The sequence below is a fragment of the Parapusillimonas sp. JC17 genome (assembly GCF_052180245.1).
Lineage (GTDB): Bacteria > Pseudomonadota > Gammaproteobacteria > Burkholderiales > Burkholderiaceae_B > Parapusillimonas.
Map to the genome: position 1 here is coordinate 1468247 of NZ_CP197474.1, position 22667 is coordinate 1490913.

Genomic DNA, 22667 nt, shown 5'->3' on the forward strand with positions numbered 1-22667 from the left:
GGGTAATTCTGGCGCGGCTGGCAGGATTCGAACCCACGACCCCTTGGTTCGTAGCCAAGTACTCTATCCAACTGAGCTACAGCCGCTGTGAAAGAGGCGTAACTATAACACGGTTTTTTTTTCTTGTCACGGCGGGGGTTGGGGGTCAGACCCCATGCGGGGTCTGACCCCGGGTCCGCACGTTGACGCTGGGGTCAGACCCTGCATGGAGTCTGACACCTAACGTACGAACCCCGGGGTCTGGCCCCTCATGATCATTTCTTCGATACATGCGGATTGCCCTCTATATAGAAGCGCAGTGGGCGGGCAGCCCAGTCGCCGGCATAGTCCACGCCTATGCGTGGTCGGGTGACGATGGAAAAGGGCGGCGCCTGTCCGGCTTCTGCAATATAGAGGTCATCGCTGCATAGATCGTGGCCATAGTGGGACTTGTCTATGCCCATGGCCTTGCACAGGCGGCCCGGGCCGTTTGCCGGAGCAGCGAGATTGGCCACGGGCTCCAGCGCGCGCAGCAGCACCGCGGTGCCGGTGCCCGGGGCGTCGGTCACGACATTCATGCAGTGGTGCATGCCATAGATGAGATAGACATAGACATGGCCCGGCGGGCCGAACATGGCGCGAGTGCGGGGAGTAAGGCCCTTGGAGGAATGAGCCGCCAAATCTTGCGGCCCGAGATAGGCTTCGACCTCGACGATACGCCCGATCCGGGCGGTTTCACCGCTGCGGTGCACAAGAAGTTTGCCCAACAGGTCTTGGGCCACGAGTACGGTGTCCCGGTCGTAAAAAGACCGGGGCAGCATGGGCGGCAGGCTGTGCATAGGGGAAAGTGTCACGTCGCGATACAAAAAAAGGCGTAATTTGTTGAATATACTCGAGGATACAGTTGACGCGCGTTTCCCTTATCTATAGCATGGCAGACTAGATTTTCAAGTTCGTTGAAGTTAGTACAAATTCAGTACCTCAGTACTTTTTTGCTCAAATCTCTACACCTTGACAGTCTTCCTTAAAGGGCATGTCGCTCAATTTTTATAGGGATTGCAAAAATGCAAACTGAAATCGGTATTGTTAAATGGTTCAACAACGAAAAAGGCTATGGTTTCATCAAGCCTGAATCGGGTGGCAAGGACCTCTTCGCTCACCACACCGACATCCTCGGTACAGGCTTCAAGTCGCTCGAAGAGAACCAGCGCGTTTCCTTCGTAGCATCGGAAGGCCAAAAAGGCCCCCAAGCCAAGTCCATCCAGGTCCTGTAATACAGTCCTGATGCAAAAAAAGCCCACCGCAAGGTGGGTTTTTTTATTGTGCCGGCTACATTGGCAGGCGCGCCAGCCAATGCGCCTTTTGGTCGGGCGGCAGGAACGACGCACGGATGCTGTTGCCGGCCAGCGTGATCAGGTCTGCCGTGCTCAGGCCCAGGGCCGAGGCACAGGCCAGGTAATTGTCGGCGACGTAGCCGCCGAAATAAGCAGGGTCATCGGAATTGATGGTGACCAGCAAGCCCTGGCGCAGCAGCCGGACCAGGTTGTGCGCCTGCATCGTGGGAAAGACGCAGAGCTTCAGGTTGGACAAAGGACATACCGTGAGCGGTATCTGGTCCGTTGCCAGTCGCCGCATCAGCTCGGGATCCTCTTCGCTTCTGACCCCATGGTCTATGCGCTCCACTTGCAGAAGGTCGAGCGCATCCCGCACATAGGCTGCGGGGCCCTCTTCGCCGGCATGTGCGACCAGGCGGAATCCTAGCCCTCGGCAGTGGGCGAAAACGCGCGTGAATTTTTCCGGTGGATTGCCTTTTTCGGAGGAGTCCAGCCCTATGCCTATCCAGAGGTCGGCATACTGTTCGCGCAGCGGCAGCGCTTGTTCCAGGGTGGAAAAGGCATCGGCCTCGGAAAGGTGCCGCAGGAAGCTCAACAGCAAATAGCCGCTGATTCCCAGTTCGGCGCGGGCTTCCCGCAGGGCGCGCGCGATGCCGGCGAAGACGGTTTCCATGGAAACGCCGCGCGCGGTATGTGTTTGCGGATCGAACATGATTTCTGCATGCACGACTCCGTCGTGCCGTGCCCGGCGCAGATACGCCATGGTCATGTCGTAGAAATCCGACTCCTGGATCAGCACGCCGGCACCTGCATAATACAGGTCCAGGAAGGATTGGAGACTGTCGAATTGATAAGCCGCGCGCAGCGCGTCCACCGAAGGATACGGCAGTTCAATGCCGTTGCGTCGAGCCAGTTCGAAGATCAATTCCGGTTCCAGCGTGCCTTCGATATGCAGGTGCAGTTCTGCCTTCGGAAGCGAGCGGACGAACACCGCGAGTGCGGGATCGGGATGTGGGAGGATAGTCATGGCCTGGCCTTTGGCATCGTCGGATCCAGGCCATTCTACAGGCGATCGTTTGAGGTCGATCTTTTGGGGTCAGACCCCGTACGGGGTCTGACCCCGCTCATCGGCGATCATCGACGACCGTCCAGGGTCAGACCCCATGCGGGTCTGACCCTGTTCATCGGCGATCGTCTGGGGTCAGACCCCGTATGGGGTCTGACCCCGAGGGCAACCCCGAGGACAGGCGTTTTTCCGTGAGGCTCTTTTTCGTCTTTTCCAGGCTGCGGCTGGCCTCGTTGCCGCGCTTCAGGGCCACGCCCAGGGCAATTACGTCGATGAGTGCCAGATGCACCAGGCGCGAGATCATGGGGCTGTAGAGCTCCGTGTCTTCCTGGGTGTTTGCCCGAAGCAAGACGTCGGCCTGCTCGGCGAGGGGCGTGCCGCTTGCCGTAATGGCTACGACGGGGCAACGATTCTTGCGCACCAATTTGACGGCATCCAGGATCTCGCGGGAGCGGCCGGAATGCGAGATGGCCACCAGCACATCGGAAGGCCCAAGCAAGGAGGCTGCCATCAGTTGCACATGGCTGTCCGAATAGGCGGCCGTGGCCAGGTCGAACCGGAAGAACTTGTGCTGAGCGTCTTGTGCCACGATGCCGGAGTTCCCCACGCCATAGAATTCCACGCGCCGCGCCTGGTCGATCAGATCGATGGCGGCGCTTATCTGGCTTGCCTGGACGTCATTGCGCGCCCGAAGCAGGGCGGACACCGCGTTGTCCAGGACCTTGGCGGCGAGCATCCCCGCGCCGTCATCGGCGTTCAGCGTGGAATGCACATACGGCACGCCGGTCATGAGGCTGGCGGCGAATTTGATCTTGAAGTCAGGCCAGCCCTTGTAGCCCATGGAGCGGCAGAAGCGGATGACGGTCGGCTCGCTGACGCCGGCCAGGCGGGCGACGTCGCCCAGAGCCGCATGGGCGACATCATGCGTCCGATCGAGCAGCAGTTGGCCGACCTTGCGCTCCGCCGCGCTGAGCGTTGGCAGGTCTTGCGCTATCCGTGTCGGCAGGGATGGGGTCATGGTCGAGTTGTTCTAGATAGGCGGCGGCGCCGATGAGCCCCGGGTAGGCCGCGTCGATGATGAAAACGGGAATGGCGCAAAGATAATCCGAAAACCGGCCTTTGTCATTGAAGCGGGCACGGAACGGGGAGGTAAGGAAGTATTCCCCGAGCTTGGGAATGATGCCGCCGCCCAGGTAGATGCCGCCGCGCGCGCCCAGGGTCACCGCCAGGTCGCTTGCCGCCGTGCCGAGTATGGCGCAGAAGACATCCAGGGCCTCGCGACAGATGGGATCCTTGTCGGAAATGGCCAACAGGCTGATGTCGGCGGGGCCGAGCGCTTCGGCCTGCCGGCCTTGCTCGCGGCTCAGGCACTGGTAGATGAACTGCAGACCGGAACCCGAGAGCATCCGCTCCATGGAGACATGACCGAATTCCGCCCGCGCATGTTCCCAGAGCCGCTGTTCGAGCGTGTTGCACGCTGCGAAGCTGACATGGCCTCCTTCCGCCGCCAAGGGGAGCCACGGACCCTGGGGCGTGGGAATGAGGGCGGATACGCCCAGCCCTGTGCCGGGGCCGATGACGCCCAGGGGAGTCTGGGCCACGCTCTTGCCGCCGCCCACTTGCCGCAGGTCCTGTTCGGTCAGGTGGGGCAGCGCCAGCGCCAGGGCCGTGAAGTCATTGATGACATGCAGGGCATCGAGCCCTAGCTTCCTGCGCAAATCCTGGATCGAGAAGCACCAGCTGAAATTCGTCATTTGTATATGGTCGCCCAGCACCGGGTTGGCAATGCCAATGACCGCTCCGGCGATCTCGGGCTCGCCGCATTCTCCCAGGTAGTGCTCGATGGCTTCGTGCAGCGAAGGGAAGTGGTTGACCGGCCAGGCGGCGATGCACTCCAGGGAGGTCGGACCCGAGCACAGCGCGAAGCGCGCATTCGTGCCCCCGATGTCGGCAACGAGATGGTGCGGGCGGTCATGGGTGCCAGTAAACATCAAAGGGTACCTCCTTTTGGGCGATCAGGTAGCTGATGGGCAGGGCGGACGTGACCTTCCTAGCGGCCGTTTCGTATACCGAGCGTTTCGCCTGTCCGCTGATATACAGGACCAGCCCGCCAGTGTGCATGAGGGCGTTCAGGCTCAAGCTGATCCGCTCGTAGGGCGCCTTGGCCGGCGACACATGCACATAGCGGTCGTCACGCGCAGTATCCAGTGCCCGTGCCAGCTGCGGCGCGCCCGGAAAAAGCGAGGCCGTATGGCCATCTTCGCCCATTCCCAGCACGGCCAGTGTAATGTGATGTTTCTGCCGGTTCGCCCGCAGCAGATTGGCCTGCATGCCCTCCGGCGGGTATGCCAGGCTCAGGAAGCCCGCCGCCGCCGCGCGGTTCTGCAATAGATGCTTGCGCACCAGGCGTTCGTTGCTGTCGGCATGCGTGGACGGCAGGTAGCGTTCGTCGACCAAGGTAATGGTGACGAGCTCCCAGTCGAGTTGTATCTGGCTTAAGGCGTCGAACAAGGCGATGGGCGAACGGCCCCCGGAAACCGCTAGCCCGGCCTGCTGGCTGTCGGCAATATCACGCCGGAGCACCGCGGCGATATGGGCGGCAAGGTCGACTATGCACGACGCTGCGTCTGGGTACTCGTGCCACATGTCAGTTTTCCTCATGCCAGACCACACCCGCCCTGGACAGCAAGCCGCTGGAGGCGGCCGGGCCCCAGCTGCCTGAAATATACGGCTTCGGCGCGATGCCATGCTGTTGCCAGCAGGCCAGTATCGGTTCCACCCAGACCCAGGCTTGCGCCTGTTCGTCGCGCCGCATGAACAGGGCCAGCCGTCCGTGTATGACGTCGAGCAACAGTCGTTCATAGGCATCCGCGTGCCGCGCTTTGAACAAGGTATGGAAATCGAGATTCAGATAGGCCGATTGTAGATTCATCGCGTCGCCCGGTGCTTTCGCAAGAAAGTACAGGCGGATGCTTTCGGAGGGTTGCAGGCGGATGACGAGCTTGTTTGCCGGCTGCAGGTTGAAAGGGGTGTGAAAAAGGGCGTGCGGGACCGGGCGGAAATGAATGACGATTTCGGCCACCCGTTCCTGCATGCGTTTGCCCGTGCGAAGGAAGAACGGGACGCCCGCCCAGCGCCAATTCATGACTTCCGCCTGCAGCGCCACGAAGGTCTCGGTAATGCTGTCGGGAGCGACATGCGGTTCTTCGCGATACCCGGGCACCGGCGCGCCCCGTATGGCGCCGCTGCGATACTGCCCTCGCACGGTCTTGCCCAGGACATCCTCCACGCTGAACGGCTTGAGCGATTTCAGAACCTTTAGCTTTTCGTTGCGCACGGCTTCCTCAGCCAGGCTGGAGGGAGGCTCCATGGCGACCATGCAAAGCAATTGGAGGAGATGGCTTTGCAGCATGTCGCGCAAGGCGCCGGTGTGGTCATAGAAGTCGCCCCTTTCTTCGACCCCGAGTTCTTCGGCGATGGTGATCTGTATGTGGTCTATCCATTCCCTGCGCCAGAGCGGCTCGAACAGCGTATTGCCGAAGCGGATGGCCAGCAGGTTCTGAACGGACTCCTTGCCCAGGTAATGATCGATCCGGTAGATCTGGTTTTCGTCGAAGCATTCGCCCACGGCGGCATTGATGGCATTGGAGGATTGAAGGTCATGTCCCAGCGGCTTTTCGAGCACGAGCCGGATGTTGGGGTGATTCATCCCGATGCGGGCGAGGTTTTCACAAATGGTGATGAACAGCTGCGGAGCGGTGGCCAGATAGCAGACGGTGATGCGTTGTGCATCCAGGCCCAGGGATTCGACCAGCTTGGCGTAGTCCGCTTGCCGATTGGCGTCCAGCTGCAGGAAATCGATACGGTCACGGAAGTCGGCCCACGTGGTGGACTCGAAATCAGCGCCCAGCCTGGGCTTGACGCGAGTCTCCAGGGTGCGCAGGTAGTCTTCCCGGCCTTGCGCCCCGCGGCCTAGTGCGAAGATGCGCCCGTCGGCATGCAGCAACCCGGCACGGTGGGCCTGGTACAAGGCCGGGATCAGCTTGCGTAATGCAAGATCGCCGGTGCCGCCGAAAAAGACGATGTCGAAGGGAGGGGTACACGCCATGAGAAGTTCCTGGGACCTTGCAGCGTTGGCGGACTACGTGCCCGTTTCTGTAATTAGGCTACTTGTCGGCCGTCTTGTAAAGCCGGCTGCCCGAGGGGCGATAGCTGGCTACAATCCAATTGTGCTTTTCAATTTGGCCTGCGCCAACAAATTTCATGCCCAAGACCTCCCAACGCAGCACCATCGCCGACGTGGCCCGGCATGCGGGCGTTTCCAAGGCGACGGTCTCGCGCTTCCTGAATCATCGCGACACCATGCTGACGCCTGCCATCGCCAAGCGGGTAGAGGCTTCGGTCATGGAGCTGGGATACAAGCCCAGCCCCATGGCCCAGGCATTGAAGAGGGGCCGGTCGCGGCTGATCGGCCTGGTCGTGGCCGACATTACCAACCCATACTCGGTCGCCGTATTGAGCGGTGCGGAGCTGGCCTGCCGAGAGGCCGGCTATCTGGTCATGCTTTTCAACCTCGGCAATGAAAGCCAGCGGGAAAGCGCGGGCATACAGGCATTGTCTTCCTATAAGGTCGAGGGCTTCATACTCAACACCATGGGGCATGATGCCGGCGCCGTGCTTGAAAACGCGGGGCAGGGCCGCCCCGTCGTGCTGGTGGATCGCATGCATCAAGGGCTGGATGTGGATTTCGTGTCGCTCGACAATCCGCATGCCATCGGGCTTTGCATGGATCATTTGCTGTCCGAGGGCTATCGGGACTTCCTGCTGGTGTCCGAACCGCTTGGGCAGGTCAGCTCACGCATCCAGCGGGCCAAGGCTTATACGGCTTTCGTCCAGGCGCACGGCGAGGTGCTGCGAGGCGACAGCTTCGAATGCCACGCGGCGGGGGACGCCGCGCTCATGCATCGCTTGAAAGCGCTGCGCGACAATGCACGCGGCACGCCCGCGCTGATTTCCAACAATGCCGTCGTTACCTTGCGGCTGATTGCCGCCATTGCGGCGCTGGGCTGGCGCTTGGGCGAGGACGTCGGCTTGATCGGCATCGACGACGCGCCATGGGCGCCTTTCGTGGGACCGGGGGTCAGCGCGGTATCGCAACCCACAGAGCAGATCGGCCGCCTGGCCGCTCGTTGCCTGCTGCAGCGGCTGGACGGCCTTGCGGTGCCGGCGCGCACGATTCTGCTGCCCGGCACGCTGGCCGCGCGTGGTTCCACGCGCACTCGCGCCTCCCGCGTGGTCGCGCCGGCCTGACGCCCGTCGCATTTGGGGCCTTCCCGGCAAATCCGCCGAAAACGATGACGTGAAAAACTGCTGATATAATCCCCACAACTTTAGCCACAGTCTGAAACCGGTTTCACAAGATTCCGTAGCAGTACGTTCCTGCTGTGGGTGCTCCAGTATCGTGAATCGGACCTCCCGTTGGCGGGGCCGATTCAGATATAGGTATTTTTCCGGCCGCGCGGTATGCTTTTACCGTCGGCGACACCGTGGGTTCAAAATAAAGTGAATTATTCCTTTCAATTTGGTCCGGTTTTCGAGGCTTGGCCTTTGCTGTTGCACGGCACCTGGATGACCATCCAGCTGTCCTTCACGGCGATGATACTTGGCTTGCTGGTCGCCATCCTGTGTGCCTGGGGCAAGACAGCCGGCCCCGCCGCGCTGCGCTGGCTCATCAATGTCTACATCGAGGTCATCCGCAACACGCCGTTTCTGGTCCAGCTTTTCTTCTTTTTCTTCGCGCTGCCGGCCGTCGGCGTCAGGTGGTCCCCCTACATGGCGGCCCTGATCGCCATGGTATTCAACCTGGGCGCCTACGCCACGGAAATCGTCCGGGCCGGCATAGAGTCCATTCCCAAGGGCCAGATAGAAGCCGGCCATGCCTTGAACCTGTCGCGGGTCGAAGTGTTCCGCTTCATTGTGCTCAAGCCGGCATTGCGGGCCATTTATCCCGCGCTTACCAGCCAGTTCATCCTGCTGATGCTCGCATCGAGCGTGGTTTCGGTCATTTCTGCCGACGACCTTACCTCGGTCGCCGCCAACCTGCAGTCGGAAACCTTCCGCAGCTTTGAAATCTATATCGTCATCACGGGCATATACCTGGCGCTGACGCTGGCATTCTCTTATGTGTTCCGGCTGGTGTACCAGTGGGGCCTCAACTATCCGGACCGTCGATAATGCGTACATTTGGCTATTCCGATTTTTGGTTCATCCTTGAAGCGGCGCAGTGGACCATCGTCCTGTCCATCATGGCGTTCATCGGCGGCGGCATCGTCGGGTTGATCGTCGCGCTGGCCCGCACCGCCGACAGCCCGATCGCCCGTCGCCTTTCCATCGGTTTCATTCAGCTGTTCCGCGGCACGCCTCTGCTGCTGCAGCTTTTCCTCGTCTTTTTCGGTGCGCCGGTCATCGGCCTGGACATCAACCCCTGGCTGGCGGCCGCGGTTGCGCTGACGCTGAACAGCGGAGCCTTCCTTGCCGAAATCTGGCGCGGCTGCATCGAGGCCATTCCCAGGGGGCAATGGGAAGCGGCGGAGGCGCTGGGGCTGTCCTACCGTGACAAAATGCGCGACATCGTGCTGCCTCAAGCGATGAAGATCGCCGTTCCGCCGACGGTCGGCTATCTGGTCCAGATCGTCAAGGGCACGTCTCTTGCCGCCATCATCGGTTTCACCGAGCTCACTCGCGCCGGCCAGATCATCAATAACGCGACCTTCCAGCCCATGCTGGTGTTCTCGGTGGTCGCCATCATCTATTTCCTGTTGTGCTGGCCTTTGTCCTTGTTGGCGGCGCGCCTCGAACGGAAGCTGGCCTTATCGCTGGCGCGATGACGGATTCGGGCGCGGACGCAGCCCGGTTTCTTGTAGTTTGATCCACTCTATTCCTATTTGGAGACGTGAAATGTTTGTATTCAAGAATATGAAGAAAATCGCGGGAGCGGCTTTGCTGGCCGGTACCGCGGCATTGGCGCTCGGCACGACGCCGTTGGCGGCCGAAACCATCGACGACGTCAAGCAGAAGGGCGAGCTGACGGTAGGCATGCTGGTCGACTTCCCGCCCTACGGTATTTTGAATACCGAGAACAAGCCCGATGGCTACGATGCCGACGTGGCGAAGCAGTTGGCGAAGGACCTGGGTGTCAAGGTCAACATCGTGCCCGTCACCGGCCCGAACCGCATCCCCTTCCTGCTGACCAACAAGGTCGACATGCTTGTGGCGTCGCTGGCCATCACGCCGGAACGCGCCAAGCAGGTCCAGTTCTCCGACCCATATTCGGCCGCGCAGATCGTGGTGTTTGGCGGCAAGGATGCCAAGATCGAAAAAGCCGAGGATCTGTCCGGATTGCGCATCGGCGTGGCTCGCGCCAGCACCCAGGACATCGCGGTGACCAAGGTCGCCCCGAAGGACGCCAACATCCGCCGTTTCGATGACGACGCATCCGCCATGCAGGCCTTGCTCTCCGGCCAGGTCGACGCCATTGGCTGCTCCACCACGGTCGCCGGCCAGATTGCGCAGCGCGCGCCCAACCGCTTCGAAAACAAATTCGTGCTGTTGCAGCAGGAAATGGCCGTTGCCATGCGTCCCGGCGAGCCCAATACCCTGAAGGCGGTGAACGAGGCAGTCAGCAAGAACATCCAGAACGGCGAATTCAGCAAGCTGTTCGAAAAATGGCTGGGTACGCCGCTGCCCGAACTGAAGAAATCCTGATTCCTATAGCGATCGAACATGACAGACAGACAAAATCCGGCTGTTGTCGATCAAGGTCATCGTTCCGCCCAGAAGGGTGGAACGATCATCGAGATCCAAGGGCTGAACAAGTGGTATGACAAGTTCCACGTGCTGACGGACATCGACCTGACGGTTTCCTCGGGCGAACGTATCGTCATCTGCGGCCCTTCCGGCTCGGGCAAGTCGACGCTGATCCGGTGCATCAACGCACTCGAAAAGGTGCAGCAGGGGCGCATCGTGGTCAATGACATAGACCTTACCGCCGGCGCAAGCAATGTCGACGCGGTGCGTCAGGAAGTCGGCATGGTCTTCCAGCAGTTCAACCTGTTTCCGCACATGACCGTCCTGCAGAATTGCATGCTGGCGCCCATGCGCTCGCGCAAGGCCAGCAAGGCCGATGCGGAAGCGCTAGCCATGAAGTTTCTGACACGGGTGCGTATCGCCGATCAGGCGCACAAGTACCCCAGTCAATTATCGGGCGGGCAGCAGCAGCGCGTCGCCATCGCGCGCGCCTTGTGCATGACCCCCAAGATCATGCTGTTCGACGAGCCCACGTCGGCGCTCGATCCCGAAATGGTGAAGGAAGTGCTCGATACCATGATCGGGCTCGCGGAAGACGGCATGACCATGCTTTGCGTGACCCACGAAATGGGCTTTGCGCGCAGCGTGGCCGACCGGGTGATTTTCATGGCCGACGGCAAGATCGTCGAGCAGGCTCCACCCGACGAGTTCTTCAGCAATCCCAAGCAGGAAAAGACACGTAATTTCCTGGGCCAGATCCTCAATCACTAGGGCCCGCCGACGCCATACATGAACACCCGATCGATTTTTATTTCCCTGTCCTCGTTTGGCGCGCATGAAGTCAAGCGGCATGGGCAGCCGTGGTACGCGCGTCTTTGCCATCAGGCGCAGGCAGATGGTGTCGAAATAAGGGCCGAATTGCTGCAGGGCGAGGCCTCCGAATGCGCCGAGCTGGCCGCCATCGTGCGCGATACGGGGCTGCGATGCGTCTATTCCTGTCCCGACATGCTGTGGCGTGCGGACGGCGGTCTGGACCTTGAGGCCCTGAACCGGGCGTTGGCTTATGCCGAAGCGCTGGGCGCGCCGGTGCTGAAGATGTCCATCGGCGCGTTTTCCACTGGATCCGTGGCCAGCCTTGCGGCGCTGGCGCACAGGCTGAAGGCGTCGGGCGTGACGCTGTTGATCGAAAACGACCAGACGGTGGCTGCCGGAACGCTGCACGCCCTCAGCCGGTTCTACGAGGCGGCCGATGCGGCCGGACTCGACCTCGGCATGACGTTCGACGTCGGGAACTGGCACTGGGTGGGCGAATGTCCATTGCAGGCGGCCGGCGAGTTTTCCCATCGTGTTCGCTATGTGCACTGCAAAGGCGTGCTGCGGCAGCCTGGCCGATGGGTCGCCGTGCCTTTGCAGGATTCGATCGCGCCCTGGCGCGCGATCATGCGTGCCATGCCGCGTGCCCTGCCTGCCGCCATCGAGTATCCGCTGGTCGGCGAAGACCTGCTCGGGGTAACCCGCGATGCCGTGCGCAGTCTGCGCGAACTGGAGAATCAACTGTGAGCGATGCCCTGGACGTCATAACCTTTGGCGAAGCGATGATGATGCTGGTCGCGGACCAGCCCGGTCCGTTGGAGCACGCCACGCTTTTCCACAAGAGGACCGCGGGGGCGGAAACGAATGTCGCCATCGGCCTGGCCAGGCTGGGCCTGAAGGTCGGCTGGGTCAGCCGGCTCGGGTCCGACTCCATGGGGCGCTATCTGCTGGATGCCATGCAACAAGAGGGCATAGACTGCTCGCACGTCGTGTGCGATGCGTCCCAGCGCACGGGCATGCAGTTCAAGGGGCGTGTGACCGACGGCAGCGACCCGCCCGTGGAATACCATCGCAAGGGGTCGGCGGCAAGCCGGATGCGTGTGGAAGACATCGACGAAACCTGGCTGCGCGGTGCACGGCATTTGCACAGTACCGGCGTGTTCCCGGCGATTTCCGGAAATTGCTACCAGGTCGCGCAAAAGGCCATGGAAATCATGAAAGAGGCCGGCGCGACGGTTTCATTCGACCCCAACCTGCGACCCACTCTCTGGGCGTCGACCGAGGCCATGCGCGAGGGCATCAACGCCCTGGCATTCCTTGCAGACTGGGTATTCCCCGGCCTGGAAGAGGGAAGGTTGCTGACGGGGCTCGAGTCGCCCCAGGATATCGCGCGCTTCTATCGGAACCGCGGCGCCAAGGTCGTCGTGATCAAGCTTGGCGCGGCGGGCGCATATTTTGATGCGGTCGGCCAGACGGGTTACGTTGCCGGATTTCCCGTCGAGAAAGTCATCGATACCGTGGGCGCCGGCGACGGCTTTGCCGCGGGCGTGATCAGCGCCTTGCTCGAAGGGAAGGATATCCGTGCCGCGGTCGAGCGCGGCGCCTGGATAGGCGCGCGCGCGGTTCAGGTGCTGGGCGACACCGAAGGCCTGCCGACGAGGCAGGAGCTGGGAGACCGTTGATGAGCCGCAAGCGCGTCCTGGTGTACAGGCAATTGCCGCCCGAGCAGCTGGCGCGGATACGTTGCGAATACGACGTGATCGAGGCGAACCCGCGTATTCCGGATCAACAGCAGGCCTTTCTTGATGCGCTTCCCGAAGTGCATGGCATGATCGGGTCCAGCTATCTGATCGACGACGCCATCCTCGCCCAGGCAGATCGGCTCGAGGTGATCTCCAGCATCTCCGTGGGGGTCGACAAGTTCGAACTCGATGCCCTGGCGCGGCGGGGCATCACCCTGTGCCATACCCCGGGCGTATTGACCGAAACCGTGGCGGACCTCTTGTTCGCGCTGATTCTGGGGGCCAGCCGGCGTTTGGTCGAACTGGCACGCTATGTGCAGGACGGTTGCTGGAACAAGAGCATAGGCGACGAACTCTTTGGCTGGGACGTCCATGGCAAGACGCTGGGCATCGTGGGATACGGACGCATCGGCCAGGCGCTGGCCCGGCGGGCTGCGCTGGGCTTCGGGATGCCGGTGCTCTATCACGCCCGCAATCCGGTCGATAGCGGTCTGCCCGAGGGAAAAGCCCACGCCGTGCCGCTGGACGACTTGCTGGCCCGATCGGATTTCGTGACGCTGGTGCTGCCCTTGACGCCGCAGACCCAAGGCATGATGGGGCCTCGGGAATTCGCCCTGATGAAGCCGGGCGCCATTTTGGTCAACGGCGCGCGAGGCCCCATCGTGCAGGAAGATGCCCTGGTCCGGGCTTTGGACAGCGGGCACTTGCGCGCGGCGGGCCTGGACGTATTCGATGTCGAGCCCTTGCCGCTGGATTCGCCTTTGCGCACGCACCCCAAAGTGCTGCCCTTGCCGCATGTGGGATCGGCGACGCATGAAACGCGCATCGCCATGTCGGTGCTGGCGGTCGACAACCTGCTGGCCGCGCTTGGTGGCGGCCGGCCGCCCGCGGTCTACCGTTTGCCGCCGGTGGCGGGCTGAATCCGGCCCGCCCGGGCGCTGACTATAGCGCGCAGGCCTGGCGCGCCAGTTCGGTGATGAGGTGCCACTGGCGCCCCGCGACGGCGGCCTCGGGAGTGAGCCAGGAGCCGCCGACGCACTTCACATTGGGCAGGTCCAGATAGCTGCGGGCATTGGCGGCGTTGATGCCGCCGGTGGGGCAGAAGACGATATCGGGCAGCGGGCCATGCAGTGCCTTGAGCAGCGCCGTGCCGCCCACCGCCTGGGCGGGAAACAGCTTCTGCGCCATGAAGCCTTCATCGGCGGCTTGCATGGCTTCCGACGCGGTCGCCACGCCAGGCAGGAAGGGAACGCCGGTCTGCCGGGCGGCACGCGCAATGTCGGGCGTCAGGCCCGGGCTGACGCCGAAGCGCGCGCCGGCGTTGATGGCTGTTTCCAATTGGCGCGCACTGCGCACGGTGCCCACGCCGACGAGCGCTTCGGGCACCGCCTGGCTGATGAGCGTGATCGCTTCGAGTGCGGCCTCGGACCGCAAGGTGATTTCCAGGCTGCGCACGCCGCCATCCACCAGCGCGCGGGCCAGATCGATGGCCGTGTCGATGTCCTGGATGACGATCACCGGCATCACGGGGCTTTGTTCCAGCAGTTCTTGTGCATTCATGCGTATCTCGCTAAGAAGTGATTAAAACCGGGGCCGGTCAGCGCTGAAAAAAGGGGTCATGATCGGCATGGCCGAAAAACGTCGCGCCCGATTCCGCGCCGGTGGCGTGTCGCCGGGCGGAGGCGAACAGTTCGCGGCCAAAGCCGGCCTGAGCCGATTCGAGCTTCGCGTTGGAGGGCGTCCTTTCGCGCCAACTCTCGGGCATGAGCACGTCCATTCTTCCTTCGACGGCGTCGATCCGTATCATGTCCCCGTCCTGCAAATAGGCCAGGGGGCCGTCCGCCAAGGCTTCGGGACTGGCGTGGATGGCGGCGGGCACTTTGCCCGATGCGCCCGACATGCGTCCGTCGGTCAGCAGCGCGACCTTCAGTCCCTGGTCCTGAAGCAGGGACAGTACCGGCGTCAGTTTGTGCAGTTCCGGCATCCCGTTGGCCTGGGGGCCCTGATACCGAATCACGGCAACGAAGTCCGAGGCTAGACTGCCTTCATTGTATGCCTGCAGAAGCGCGTCCTGGCTGTCGAAGACACGCGCCGGGGCCTGGACCACACGGTGCTCCGGATGCACTGCGGAGACCTTGATCACGGCCCGGCCCAGATTGCCCTGCAGGCGCTTCAAGCCGCCTTCGGGACTGAAAGGCCGGGCAGCCGGGCGAATGATGTTTGGGTCCAGCGAGTCTGCCGGCCCCTCTTGCCAGGACAGGGTGCCGTGATCCAGGAAGGGTACGCGGGTATAGCGCTCCAGGCCGGGGCCTGCGATGGTGCGCACGTCGTCGTGCAGCAGGCCGGCGCCGAGCAGTTCGGCGATCACGACGGACATGCCTCCGGCCGCCTGGAAATGATTGATGTCCGCGACGCCGTTGGGATAGACCCGCGCCAGCAGCGGGACCGCCGTGGACAAGTCGGAAAAATCGTCCCAGTCGATGACGATGCCGGCCGCTCGCGCGATGGCGACCAGATGCAGAGTGTGATTGGTGGATCCGCCGGTCGCCAGCAAGCCGACGATGCCATTGATGACGGCTTTTTCATCAATGACTTCCGCTATGGGCGTGAATTCGTCGCCCTGGGCAGTGATCTGGACAGCGCGCCGCGCGGCGGCGCGGGTCAGCGCTTCACGCAGGGCCGTGCTGGGAGGCACGAAGGCGCTGCCCGGCAGATGCAGTCCCATGATCTCCATCAGCATCTGGTTGGAATTGGCCGTGCCGTAGAACGTGCAGGTGCCCGGCCCATGATAGGAGCGGGTTTCCGATTCGAGCAATTCCTCGTGCCCGGCCTTGCCCTGCGCGTGCCGTTGCCGCACCATGGCCTTTTCGGTATTGGATATGCCTGTGCCCATGGGGCCTGCGGGAACGAAAACGGCCGGCAGGTGGCCGAAACTCAGCGCCCCGATGAGCAGCCCCGGAACGATCTTGTCGCAGACGCCCAGGAAGACACCGGCGTCGAACATTTGGTGGCTCAGGGCGATCGCCGTCGACATGGCGATGACATCACGGGAAAAAAGACTGAGTTCCATGCCGGCCTGGCCTTGCGTGATGCCGTCGCACATGGCCGGCACTCCGCCCGCGAATTGCGCGGTGGCTCCGGCGGCGAACGCGGCTTGCTTGATCCACGCGGGATAGCCGCCCAGCGGCTGGTGCGCGGACAGCATGTCGTTGTAGGACGACACGATGGCAAGGTTGGGCCGCGACGCTTGCTTGAGCCTGGCCTTTTCCTCGTCGCCCATCGCCGCGATGGCATGCGCGAAGTTGGTGCAGGCCAGGTGGCTGCGTTCGACTTTGCTGCCGTAGGCGGCACGGCTGCGTTCAAGATAGCGGCCGCGCATGTCGGCGCTGCGATCGATGACGCGGTCGGTGACGGACTGGACGATGGGATGGATGGCCATGGAAAGACTCCTGCTTGCCTGACTGTAGTTTTATATTGTAGTTTAACTACATTGTGCTCGCAAGCATGGATCGGTTAGGGGTCAGACCCCGCACGGGGTCTGACCCCGCGCAGCTATTTTGCCTGGCGATAGGCGGCCAGCGCCGTCATGCCCCACGCGACCAGGAAAGCCAGGCCGCCTATCGGCGTGATGGCGCCCAGCCATTTCTGGTTGCTCAGCACCAGCACGTAGAGGCTGCCGCTGAATATCACGGTGCCCGCCAGCATCACGACCCCAGCTGAACGCAGCAGCGCGCCGCCATAGCGCTCGTACAGCATGGCGAGGCCCAGCAAGCCCAGGCCATGCACCAGCTGATACAGCACCGCGGTCTGCCAGGTTGCCAGCATGTCGGGTCCGACATGCTGCCTGAGACCATGAGCGCCGAAGGCCCCGGTGCCGACGCCGATGAACAGGATCAATGAAGCGAGTATGACTTGCAGGCGGGGAGACATGTTTTCCTCGATGGTGATTCAGGGAATCATACACGGAAGGGGTCGGACCCCATGCGGGGTCCGACCCCGGGAGCTTTAGCAGGGTCAGACCCCGCATGGGGACCGACCCTTGCAGCCTGGCTTTGGGGTCAGACCCCGCATGGGGTCCGACCCTTGCAGCCTGGTTTTGGGGTCAGACCCCGTACGGGGTCTGACCCCGTGACCCCGTGAGGCTGCTCCCTGCTATCATGAATGCATCGAAAGTCGTGGACGCCAGGATACCCAAGCCCACACGAGCCTTGCGGCCCTGGCGCCGCCGGCCGTCGCGAGGTGCTGTATGGCATGGACTACACATGAAGTCGTCAACCAGACTCCCGAGTTGAGCGACTACAACCTGTATTCGACGGACGCGGCCGTGCAAGAGGGGGTGGCCAGATTGGCCGGGCAGCACGAAACGGGGCTGCGCCATTATGGGGAACGATTGGGAATGCGGGCCAGCTTCTCTTTGGCCGGCGATGCCGATCGCTGCCCGCCGCGGCTCGAAACCCACGATCCTCAAGGCAATCGTGTGGATCGCGTCCACTTCCATCCGGCTTGGCACCGTTTCATGCGCATGGCTTTCCTGCAAGGCATGCATTCGGGCCCATGGGCGACACCCGGAAATGGCGCGCATGTGGCCAGGGCCGCTGCTTATCTGATGCATGGGCAGGTCGAGGCTGGATCGCTTTGCCCCACCACCATGACGTTTGCCGCCATTCCCGTCCTGGCTCGCCAGCCATGGTTCGATTCGATTGCCCCCTTGCTGTACTCGACGCAGTACGATGAGCGCGATCTGCCGCTGGCTGAAAAAACCAGCATGATGGTCGGCATGGGTTTGACCGAGAAGCAGGGCGGTTCGGATCTGCGTGGCAACCTGACCCTGGCCGAACCTGTGGCGGCGCATGACGGAGTCTATCGGCTCAGAGGGCATAAATGGTTTTTTTCGTCTCCGTCGTCGGATGCGCATCTGGTCCTGGCGCGCAGTGCTGCGGGCTTGTCCTGTTTTTACGTGCCGCGCTGGCTGGAGGACGGCGTTCAGAACGCCATCGTCGTCATGCGCCTGAAAGACAAGCTCGGCAATCGTTCGAACGCAAGCGCCGAGGTGGAGTTCCAGGACGCCTCCGGCCTGTTGGTGGGCGAGGAAGGGCGCGGGTTGCCCATACTGCTGGAAGTGGCATCCTGCACGCGCCTGGATTGTGTTCTGGGCAGCGCCGCCCTGTTGCGGCAGGCGCTGGTGCGCGCCATGCACCATGCGCGCCACCGCATCGCTTTCGGCCAGACGCTCATACGCCAACCGCTGATGCAGAGCGTGCTCATGGATCTTTGCCTGGAGAGCGAAGCCGCAACGCAACTCGCGCTGCGGCTGGCGCAAGCGTGCGACGGCGCGGACGATGCGACGGAGCAGGCCTTCAGACGGATCCTGACGCCGGCGGCGAAATTCTGGGTCTGCAAACGCTGCGTGGAAGCGATTGCCGAGTGCATGGAGATCCTGGGTGGAAACGGATACATAGAGGAAGGACCTTTGGCGCGGCTCTATCGCGAGGCGCCGGTCAATTCCATCTGGGAAGGCTCCGGCAACGTCATGTGCCTGGATGTCTTGCGCGCCATACGGCGCGAACCGGAATCCGCAGCCCTGCTTTTCGACAAGCTGGAGGCCGACTGCGCGCAAGACGGCGTGCTGCAGCCGCGATTGCAGGCATTGCGGGTCCTGCTGGGCGGAACCAGCGTCGACCTGGAAGCCGCCGCCCGGCATGTCGCACAAGAAATCGTCCTGCTCGTCCAGGCCGTGTTGATGCGGCGGCACGCGCCCGCAACGCTCGCCGACGCCTTCGTGCAAAGCCGGTTCAACGGCGGTGGACGCGTGTATGGGCTGGTCGCGACGCCCAATGCGCTGGACAGCATGTTTGAAAGGGCCTGGCCGGAAGAGGGATGAGGGGTCAGACCCCATGCGGGGTCTGACCCCATGGTCCAGGTTTCGCCGAAATTTTCGGGGTCGGACCCCGCATGGGGTCTGACCCCCCTATAATCAAGCGCCTGAGTTCGTTTTATTGGGGGGGATGTGGGCAAAGCCTTGAATGTCATGTCGCGTCGCCTGGCCGCGGCACTCATGTCGCATCACCGGGGTCGCTGGCTGTTGACGGCCATTGCGCTGGCCATGGCAGGCCTCGGATCCTTGGGCGCCCTGAACCCCGGGCCGGCCGTCGCGGACGAAGTGCGCTACACACTGGCCGGACGTGTCGTCCAGGTGGCCGACGGCGATACCTTCACTATCCTGGCCGAGGGCAAGCAAAGGCGGATCCGCATGGCCAGCATCGATGCTCCCGAAGTCAAGAAAGACCAGCAACGGCCCGGGCAGCCTTTCGCGCAGGCTTCCAAGGACGCGCTGGCCAAGCTCATCGCCGGCAAAACGCTGACGCTGCATTGCTTTGAAAAGGATCGCTACGAGCGCTATGTGTGCGACGTACCCCTTGACGACGGCATAACGGCGAATCAGAAGCAGGTGGCCGATGGAATGGCATGGGCCAATATGGAAGGCCGAGGAAAATTCATGCGCGATCCCGAATTGCCGGGGCTCGAAGATCAGGCCAGGCGCAGCCGCATCGGGTTATGGAAGGATGCGGATCCCGTCCGTCCTTGGGCATGGCGTTACCAATGCTGGCAGAAGCAACAGTGCTGACGACCCGTGTCCTATGCCGTATGGCGGTCGCCTCGCTGCTGGCGCTTGCCACGCTCGCCGGCTGCTCGCGCGACCCGGTGAACAGCCCCTATGCGCAAGGGGGCGAGACCGAAAACGTGCTGTATACGGCCTTCACGCAGCGGTCCCCGAAGTACCTCGATCCCGCCAGTTCATATTCCGGCGATGAAACGCCGTTTACATATTCCATCTACGAGCCTCTTTACGGCTACCATTACCTGGCTCGCCCGTACCGCCTCATTCCGCGCGCCGCGGCCAGCCTGGACCCGCCCCTTTATTTCGACTCGAATGGCCGCCAGCTGCCCGATGACGTAGCGGGCGAACAGGTGGCCTATAGCGTGTACGACATCCGCATCCGGCCCGGCATAAAGTTCCAGCCTCATCCGGCATTCGCGCTGGACGGCGAAGGAAAGCATGCCTACTGGCCCATGAGCCCCGAGCAGTTGAAGGGCAAGTTCGATGTCACCCACTTCGAGCACACCGGCACCCGCGAGCTGCAGGCCGGCGACTATGTCTATGCCTTCAAGCGACTCGCCAGCCCGCGCGTGGTATCGCCCATCTACGGCATCATGGCCGAGCATGTGGTGGGCATGAAAGAATTCGGCGACCGCCTGAAGGCGGCTGACAAGACGGAAGATGACGCGTCGTCGGATGGGTTCCGGCCGTGGCTGGACCTGCGCCAGCATGAGCTCGAAGGCGTGCAGGCGCTGGATCCCCACACCCTGCGCATCAAGGTCGTCGGGAAGTACCCGCAGTTCAAGTACTGGCTGGCCATGACGTTCACCGCGCCGGTTCCCTGGGAGGCCGATCGCTTCTACCACCAACCCGGCATGGCCGAGCACGATCTTTCCCTGAACACCTGGCCGGTGGGTACCGGGCCATACATGCTGGTGGAATCCATCAAGAATCGCAGGCATGTCCTGCAGCGCAATCCTCACTTCCGCGGCGAACCCTATCCTTGCGAGGGGGGCCCGCAAGATCGCGAGATGGGTTTTCTCGACGACTGCGGAAAGCCCACGCCCTTCATCGACCGCATAGAATTCACGCTGGAAAAAGAGAGCGTGCCCCTGATGGGCAAGTTCCTGCAGGGCTATTACGATATTCCGCAAGTGGATCGGGGCGATTACGGCGTCGCCATGCGGGTGGCGGCCGGCGATTCGGCCGAAAAGGCGGCGCTCTATCAGGATCACGGTTTGCAGATACGCAGCGCCACCGAGGCGCAGATGTTCTATCTGGGCTTCAACTGGCTGGATCCGGTGGTGGGAAAGGGCGATACACCGGAGCAGCAGGAAAAGAACCGCAAGCTCAGGCTGGCGCTGAGCATCGCCTTCAACTGGGAACAGTTCGTATCCATATTCCAGAACGATGAGGCGCAAGTGGCCTACGGGCCCGTGCCGCCGGGCGTGCTGGGCTACCAGGATCCTCCCGCGGGCTACAACCCCCAGGTCTATTCCATCGAAGAAGGCCGCGTCGCGCGCAAACCCCTCGATCATGCGCGCCAGCTGCTGCGCGAAGCCGGCTATCCGGACGGCCGGGATGCGCGCACGGGCAACCCGCTGATTCTGTATTTCGATTCGGCGGGAGGCATGGGATCCAGCGCCATGCTGGACTGGATGCGGCGCCAGCTGGCTGCAATCGACGTGCAGCTCGAGGTGCGCGCCACCGACTACAACCGGTTCCAGGACAAGATGCGCAATGGCAGCGCCCAGATGTACATGTGGGGCTGGATCGCCGACTATCCCGATGCGGAGAATTTCCTGTTCCTGCTTTACGGCCCGAACGCCAAGGCCGTGAACGGAGGGGAGAACGCGTCCAACTATGAAAATCCCGAGTTCGATCGCCTGTTCGAGAAGATGCGCTATCTTGACGACGGGCCGGAAAAAGAAGCCCTCATCCACGAAATGGTTGCCATCGTCCAGGCGGATGCCCCATGGATGTTCGGTTATTTTCCGAAGTCGGGAGGCGCCTACCAGGCCTGGGTCGGCAATGCCAAGCCTACGCAGATGGTTCGCAATACATTGCAGTTCTACCGTATCGACCCAGCCTTGAGGGCTCGCAAGATACAGGAGTGGAACGCGCCCGGCTGGTGGCCGCTATGGCTGGCGGGCATCGCGATCGTGGCTGGCGGGCTGGCGGCATGGCGCGCCGCTCGCCGGCGCGATCACGCCACCGCGCTGGCGAGGGCCGGGGAAGGGGAAAGGGCATGACGCGCTACATCATCCGCCGCCTGCTGTATGGCATTTTGATACTGATCGGGGTGAATCTCCTGACTTTCGTCCTCTTCTTCGCCGTGAACACGCCCGACGACATGGCCAGGCTGTCGATAGGCGGACAACGGGTCAGCGAATCGGCCATCGAACGCTGGAAAGCCGAGCGCGGCTACGACAGGCCGCTGTTCGTCAATACGGCGGCGGAGGGTTCACGGGTCTGGACCGATACGATCTTCTATGCCAGGTCGGTTCCGCTATTGCGATTCGATTTCGGATTTTCCGATGAAGGCCGTGATATCGGACACGAGATCGCCTCGCGCATGGGTCCCAGCCTGGCCCTGGCATTGCCGACCTTCATCCTGGGCTTGACGATAAGCATCGCGTTTTCATTGCTGCTGGTGTTCTTCAAAGGGACGCGCCTGGATTTTGCGGGCGTGGTGCTGTGCGTGGTGTTGTTGTCGATCTCAGGCTTGTTCTACATCATCGCGGGCCAGTGGCTGTTCGCCAAGATCCTGCGCTGGGTGCCATATTCGGGCTATATCGAAGGCTGGAGCAGCATGCGGTTCCTGGTGCTGCCCGTGGCGGTAGGCATCATTTCGGGGCTGGGGGCGCAGGCGCGCTTCTATCGAACGCTCTTTCTGGAGGAGGCTGGAAAAGACTATGTCCGGACCGCCAGGGCCAAAGGCCTCGCCGAGCGCGTCGTGCTGTTCCGCCATGTGTTGCGCAACGCCATGCTGCCCATCCTCACCGGCACGGTCTCCGCCATTCCGCTGCTTTTCATGGGCAGTCTCATTTCGGAGTCCTTCTTCGGCATCCCGGGCCTGGGCAGCTACACCATAGACGCGATCAATGCGCAGGACTTCTCCATCGTGCGAGCCATGGTGTTCCTGGGATCGGCGTTGTATATCGTCGGGCTGATACTGGCCGATATCTCCTACACGCTGGCGGACCCCCGGGTCCGGTTTGACTAGGGCCTGTTAACGCTAAATAGGTAGGCGTCATGAACACGAAAACCGTTGAACAACAAGGCGCGAAGCGCAGTCGTGGCAGGTCCCCGAGCCGGGGGTCAGAACC

At 62.3% G+C, this 22667-nt stretch carries 22 protein-coding genes and 1 tRNA gene; 13 read left to right on the top strand and 10 right to left on the bottom strand.

What is annotated here, in order from left to right; genetic code table 11:
* Nucleotides 1-9: 9 nt before the first annotated feature.
* Nucleotides 10-86, bottom strand: a tRNA-Arg gene (locus ACSBPU_RS07090).
* 168 nt (nucleotides 87-254) lie between these two features.
* Nucleotides 255-818, bottom strand: coding sequence for a DNA-3-methyladenine glycosylase (locus tag ACSBPU_RS07095; protein WP_442598263.1), 564 nt, complete (start codon nucleotides 816-818; stop codon nucleotides 255-257).
* A gap of 225 nt (nucleotides 819-1043) precedes the next feature.
* On the opposite strand from ACSBPU_RS07095, the gene ACSBPU_RS07100 reads away from it, so the two are divergent.
* The gene (locus ACSBPU_RS07100) at nucleotides 1044-1253 is read left to right on the top strand and encodes a cold shock domain-containing protein (protein ID WP_180067861.1); all 210 of its coding nucleotides are present in this window, start codon (nucleotides 1044-1046) and stop codon (nucleotides 1251-1253) included.
* 55 nt (nucleotides 1254-1308) lie between these two features.
* On the opposite strand, the gene ACSBPU_RS07105 is transcribed toward ACSBPU_RS07100, so the two are convergent.
* The 5 genes from ACSBPU_RS07105 to zwf form a co-directional block, all read right to left on the bottom strand.
* A complete protein-coding gene (locus ACSBPU_RS07105) occupies nucleotides 1309-2340 on the bottom strand; it encodes an adenosine deaminase (RefSeq protein WP_442596754.1) in 1032 nt (343 codons plus the stop codon).
* A 154-nt stretch (nucleotides 2341-2494) separates the two neighbouring features.
* Nucleotides 2495-3397, bottom strand: coding sequence for an SIS domain-containing protein (locus ACSBPU_RS07110; RefSeq protein ID WP_442596756.1), 903 nt, complete (start codon nucleotides 3395-3397; stop codon nucleotides 2495-2497).
* Entirely contained in the window at nucleotides 3300-4370 is a 1071-nt protein-coding gene (locus ACSBPU_RS07115) for a glucokinase (RefSeq protein WP_442596758.1), read from the bottom strand. The genes ACSBPU_RS07110 and ACSBPU_RS07115 overlap by 98 nt, the downstream gene beginning before the upstream one ends.
* Nucleotides 4351-5025 carry a 6-phosphogluconolactonase gene (pgl, locus tag ACSBPU_RS07120; RefSeq protein ID WP_442596760.1) on the bottom strand — a complete coding sequence of 225 codons (675 nt, stop codon included), beginning with the start codon at nucleotides 5023-5025 and terminating at the stop codon, nucleotides 4351-4353. Before pgl ends, ACSBPU_RS07115 begins: the two co-directional genes overlap by 20 nt.
* Before the next feature lies 1 nt (nucleotide 5026).
* A complete protein-coding gene (gene zwf, locus ACSBPU_RS07125; RefSeq protein ID WP_442596762.1) occupies nucleotides 5027-6487 on the bottom strand; it encodes a glucose-6-phosphate dehydrogenase in 1461 nt (486 codons plus the stop codon).
* Between the two features lie 155 nt (nucleotides 6488-6642).
* On the opposite strand from zwf, the gene ACSBPU_RS07130 reads away from it, so the two are divergent.
* From ACSBPU_RS07130 to ACSBPU_RS07165, 8 genes are all read left to right on the top strand, one after another.
* On the top strand, nucleotides 6643-7689 hold the full coding sequence (locus ACSBPU_RS07130; RefSeq protein WP_442596764.1) for a LacI family DNA-binding transcriptional regulator: 1047 nt from the start codon (nucleotides 6643-6645) through the stop codon (nucleotides 7687-7689).
* Nucleotides 7690-7941: 252 nt separating this feature from the next.
* Nucleotides 7942-8613: an amino acid ABC transporter permease gene (locus tag ACSBPU_RS07135; protein ID WP_442596766.1), complete on the top strand. Its 672-nt coding sequence runs from the start codon at nucleotides 7942-7944 to the stop codon at nucleotides 8611-8613.
* Nucleotides 8613-9266: an ABC transporter permease subunit gene (locus ACSBPU_RS07140; protein ID WP_180067570.1), complete on the top strand. Its 654-nt coding sequence runs from the start codon at nucleotides 8613-8615 to the stop codon at nucleotides 9264-9266. The genes ACSBPU_RS07135 and ACSBPU_RS07140 overlap by 1 nt, the downstream gene beginning before the upstream one ends.
* Nucleotides 9267-9336: 70 nt before the next feature.
* The gene (locus ACSBPU_RS07145; protein WP_442596768.1) at nucleotides 9337-10143 is read left to right on the top strand and encodes a transporter substrate-binding domain-containing protein; all 807 of its coding nucleotides are present in this window, start codon (nucleotides 9337-9339) and stop codon (nucleotides 10141-10143) included.
* Nucleotides 10144-10161: 18 nt separating this feature from the next.
* Complete coding sequence (locus ACSBPU_RS07150; RefSeq protein WP_442596770.1) at nucleotides 10162-10956, top strand: amino acid ABC transporter ATP-binding protein; 795 nt, start codon at nucleotides 10162-10164, stop codon at nucleotides 10954-10956.
* Between the two features lie 18 nt (nucleotides 10957-10974).
* Nucleotides 10975-11745 carry a sugar phosphate isomerase/epimerase family protein gene (locus ACSBPU_RS07155; RefSeq protein ID WP_442596772.1) on the top strand — a complete coding sequence of 257 codons (771 nt, stop codon included), beginning with the start codon at nucleotides 10975-10977 and terminating at the stop codon, nucleotides 11743-11745.
* A complete protein-coding gene (locus ACSBPU_RS07160) occupies nucleotides 11742-12680 on the top strand; it encodes a sugar kinase (protein ID WP_442596774.1) in 939 nt (312 codons plus the stop codon). Before ACSBPU_RS07155 ends, ACSBPU_RS07160 begins: the two co-directional genes overlap by 4 nt.
* Nucleotides 12680-13660, top strand: coding sequence for a 2-hydroxyacid dehydrogenase (locus ACSBPU_RS07165; RefSeq protein ID WP_442596776.1), 981 nt, complete (start codon nucleotides 12680-12682; stop codon nucleotides 13658-13660). The genes ACSBPU_RS07160 and ACSBPU_RS07165 overlap by 1 nt, the downstream gene beginning before the upstream one ends.
* A gap of 22 nt (nucleotides 13661-13682) precedes the next feature.
* On the opposite strand, the gene eda is transcribed toward ACSBPU_RS07165, so the two are convergent.
* From eda to ACSBPU_RS07180, 3 genes are all read right to left on the bottom strand, one after another.
* A complete protein-coding gene (gene eda / locus ACSBPU_RS07170) occupies nucleotides 13683-14300 on the bottom strand; it encodes a bifunctional 4-hydroxy-2-oxoglutarate aldolase/2-dehydro-3-deoxy-phosphogluconate aldolase (protein WP_442596778.1) in 618 nt (205 codons plus the stop codon).
* A gap of 37 nt (nucleotides 14301-14337) precedes the next feature.
* Nucleotides 14338-16179 carry a phosphogluconate dehydratase gene (gene edd / locus ACSBPU_RS07175; protein WP_442596780.1) on the bottom strand — a complete coding sequence of 614 codons (1842 nt, stop codon included), beginning with the start codon at nucleotides 16177-16179 and terminating at the stop codon, nucleotides 14338-14340.
* Between the two features lie 113 nt (nucleotides 16180-16292).
* Entirely contained in the window at nucleotides 16293-16670 is a 378-nt protein-coding gene (locus tag ACSBPU_RS07180) for a DUF423 domain-containing protein (protein ID WP_442596782.1), read from the bottom strand.
* 316 nt (nucleotides 16671-16986) lie between these two features.
* Between ACSBPU_RS07180 and ACSBPU_RS07185 the strand changes: the two genes are divergently transcribed.
* From ACSBPU_RS07185 to ACSBPU_RS07200, 4 genes are all read left to right on the top strand, one after another.
* Nucleotides 16987-18621, top strand: coding sequence for an isovaleryl-CoA dehydrogenase (locus tag ACSBPU_RS07185; protein WP_442596784.1), 1635 nt, complete (start codon nucleotides 16987-16989; stop codon nucleotides 18619-18621).
* Nucleotides 18622-18747: 126 nt separating this feature from the next.
* Nucleotides 18748-19365 carry a thermonuclease family protein gene (locus ACSBPU_RS07190; protein WP_442596786.1) on the top strand — a complete coding sequence of 206 codons (618 nt, stop codon included), beginning with the start codon at nucleotides 18748-18750 and terminating at the stop codon, nucleotides 19363-19365.
* Complete coding sequence (locus tag ACSBPU_RS07195; RefSeq protein WP_442596788.1) at nucleotides 19341-21590, top strand: ABC transporter substrate-binding protein; 2250 nt, start codon at nucleotides 19341-19343, stop codon at nucleotides 21588-21590. Before ACSBPU_RS07190 ends, ACSBPU_RS07195 begins: the two co-directional genes overlap by 25 nt.
* Complete coding sequence (locus tag ACSBPU_RS07200) at nucleotides 21587-22564, top strand: ABC transporter permease (RefSeq protein ID WP_442596790.1); 978 nt, start codon at nucleotides 21587-21589, stop codon at nucleotides 22562-22564. Before ACSBPU_RS07195 ends, ACSBPU_RS07200 begins: the two co-directional genes overlap by 4 nt.
* Nucleotides 22565-22667 lie beyond the last annotated feature (103 nt).

What these genes read in the sequence shown, in the direction of transcription:
- ACSBPU_RS07110 (WP_442596756.1), bottom strand. Translation starts at nt 3,397, where the DNA reads ATGACCCCATCCCTGCCGACACGGATAGCGCAAGACCTGCCAACGCTC.
- eda (WP_442596778.1), bottom strand. Translation starts at nt 14,300, where the DNA reads ATGAATGCACAAGAACTGCTGGAACAAAGCCCCGTGATGCCGGTGATC.
- zwf (WP_442596762.1), bottom strand. Translation starts at nt 6,487, where the DNA reads ATGGCGTGTACCCCTCCCTTCGACATCGTCTTTTTCGGCGGCACCGGC.
- ACSBPU_RS07150 (WP_442596770.1), top strand. Translation starts at nt 10,162, where the DNA reads ATGACAGACAGACAAAATCCGGCTGTTGTCGATCAAGGTCATCGTTCC.
- ACSBPU_RS07155 (WP_442596772.1), top strand. Translation starts at nt 10,975, where the DNA reads ATGAACACCCGATCGATTTTTATTTCCCTGTCCTCGTTTGGCGCGCAT.
- pgl (WP_442596760.1), bottom strand. Translation starts at nt 5,025, where the DNA reads ATGTGGCACGAGTACCCAGACGCAGCGTCGTGCATAGTCGACCTTGCC.
- ACSBPU_RS07115 (WP_442596758.1), bottom strand. Translation starts at nt 4,370, where the DNA reads ATGTTTACTGGCACCCATGACCGCCCGCACCATCTCGTTGCCGACATC.
- ACSBPU_RS07180 (WP_442596782.1), bottom strand. Translation starts at nt 16,670, where the DNA reads ATGTCTCCCCGCCTGCAAGTCATACTCGCTTCATTGATCCTGTTCATC.
- ACSBPU_RS07145 (WP_442596768.1), top strand. Translation starts at nt 9,337, where the DNA reads ATGTTTGTATTCAAGAATATGAAGAAAATCGCGGGAGCGGCTTTGCTG.
- ACSBPU_RS07105 (WP_442596754.1), bottom strand. Translation starts at nt 2,340, where the DNA reads ATGACTATCCTCCCACATCCCGATCCCGCACTCGCGGTGTTCGTCCGC.
- ACSBPU_RS07185 (WP_442596784.1), top strand. Translation starts at nt 16,987, where the DNA reads ATGGCATGGACTACACATGAAGTCGTCAACCAGACTCCCGAGTTGAGC.
- ACSBPU_RS07140 (WP_180067570.1), top strand. Translation starts at nt 8,613, where the DNA reads ATGCGTACATTTGGCTATTCCGATTTTTGGTTCATCCTTGAAGCGGCG.
- edd (WP_442596780.1), bottom strand. Translation starts at nt 16,179, where the DNA reads ATGGCCATCCATCCCATCGTCCAGTCCGTCACCGACCGCGTCATCGAT.
- ACSBPU_RS07130 (WP_442596764.1), top strand. Translation starts at nt 6,643, where the DNA reads ATGCCCAAGACCTCCCAACGCAGCACCATCGCCGACGTGGCCCGGCAT.
- ACSBPU_RS07200 (WP_442596790.1), top strand. Translation starts at nt 21,587, where the DNA reads ATGACGCGCTACATCATCCGCCGCCTGCTGTATGGCATTTTGATACTG.
- ACSBPU_RS07195 (WP_442596788.1), top strand. Translation starts at nt 19,341, where the DNA reads ATGCTGGCAGAAGCAACAGTGCTGACGACCCGTGTCCTATGCCGTATG.
- ACSBPU_RS07100 (WP_180067861.1), top strand. Translation starts at nt 1,044, where the DNA reads ATGCAAACTGAAATCGGTATTGTTAAATGGTTCAACAACGAAAAAGGC.
- ACSBPU_RS07095 (WP_442598263.1), bottom strand. Translation starts at nt 818, where the DNA reads ATGCACAGCCTGCCGCCCATGCTGCCCCGGTCTTTTTACGACCGGGAC.
- ACSBPU_RS07165 (WP_442596776.1), top strand. Translation starts at nt 12,680, where the DNA reads ATGAGCCGCAAGCGCGTCCTGGTGTACAGGCAATTGCCGCCCGAGCAG.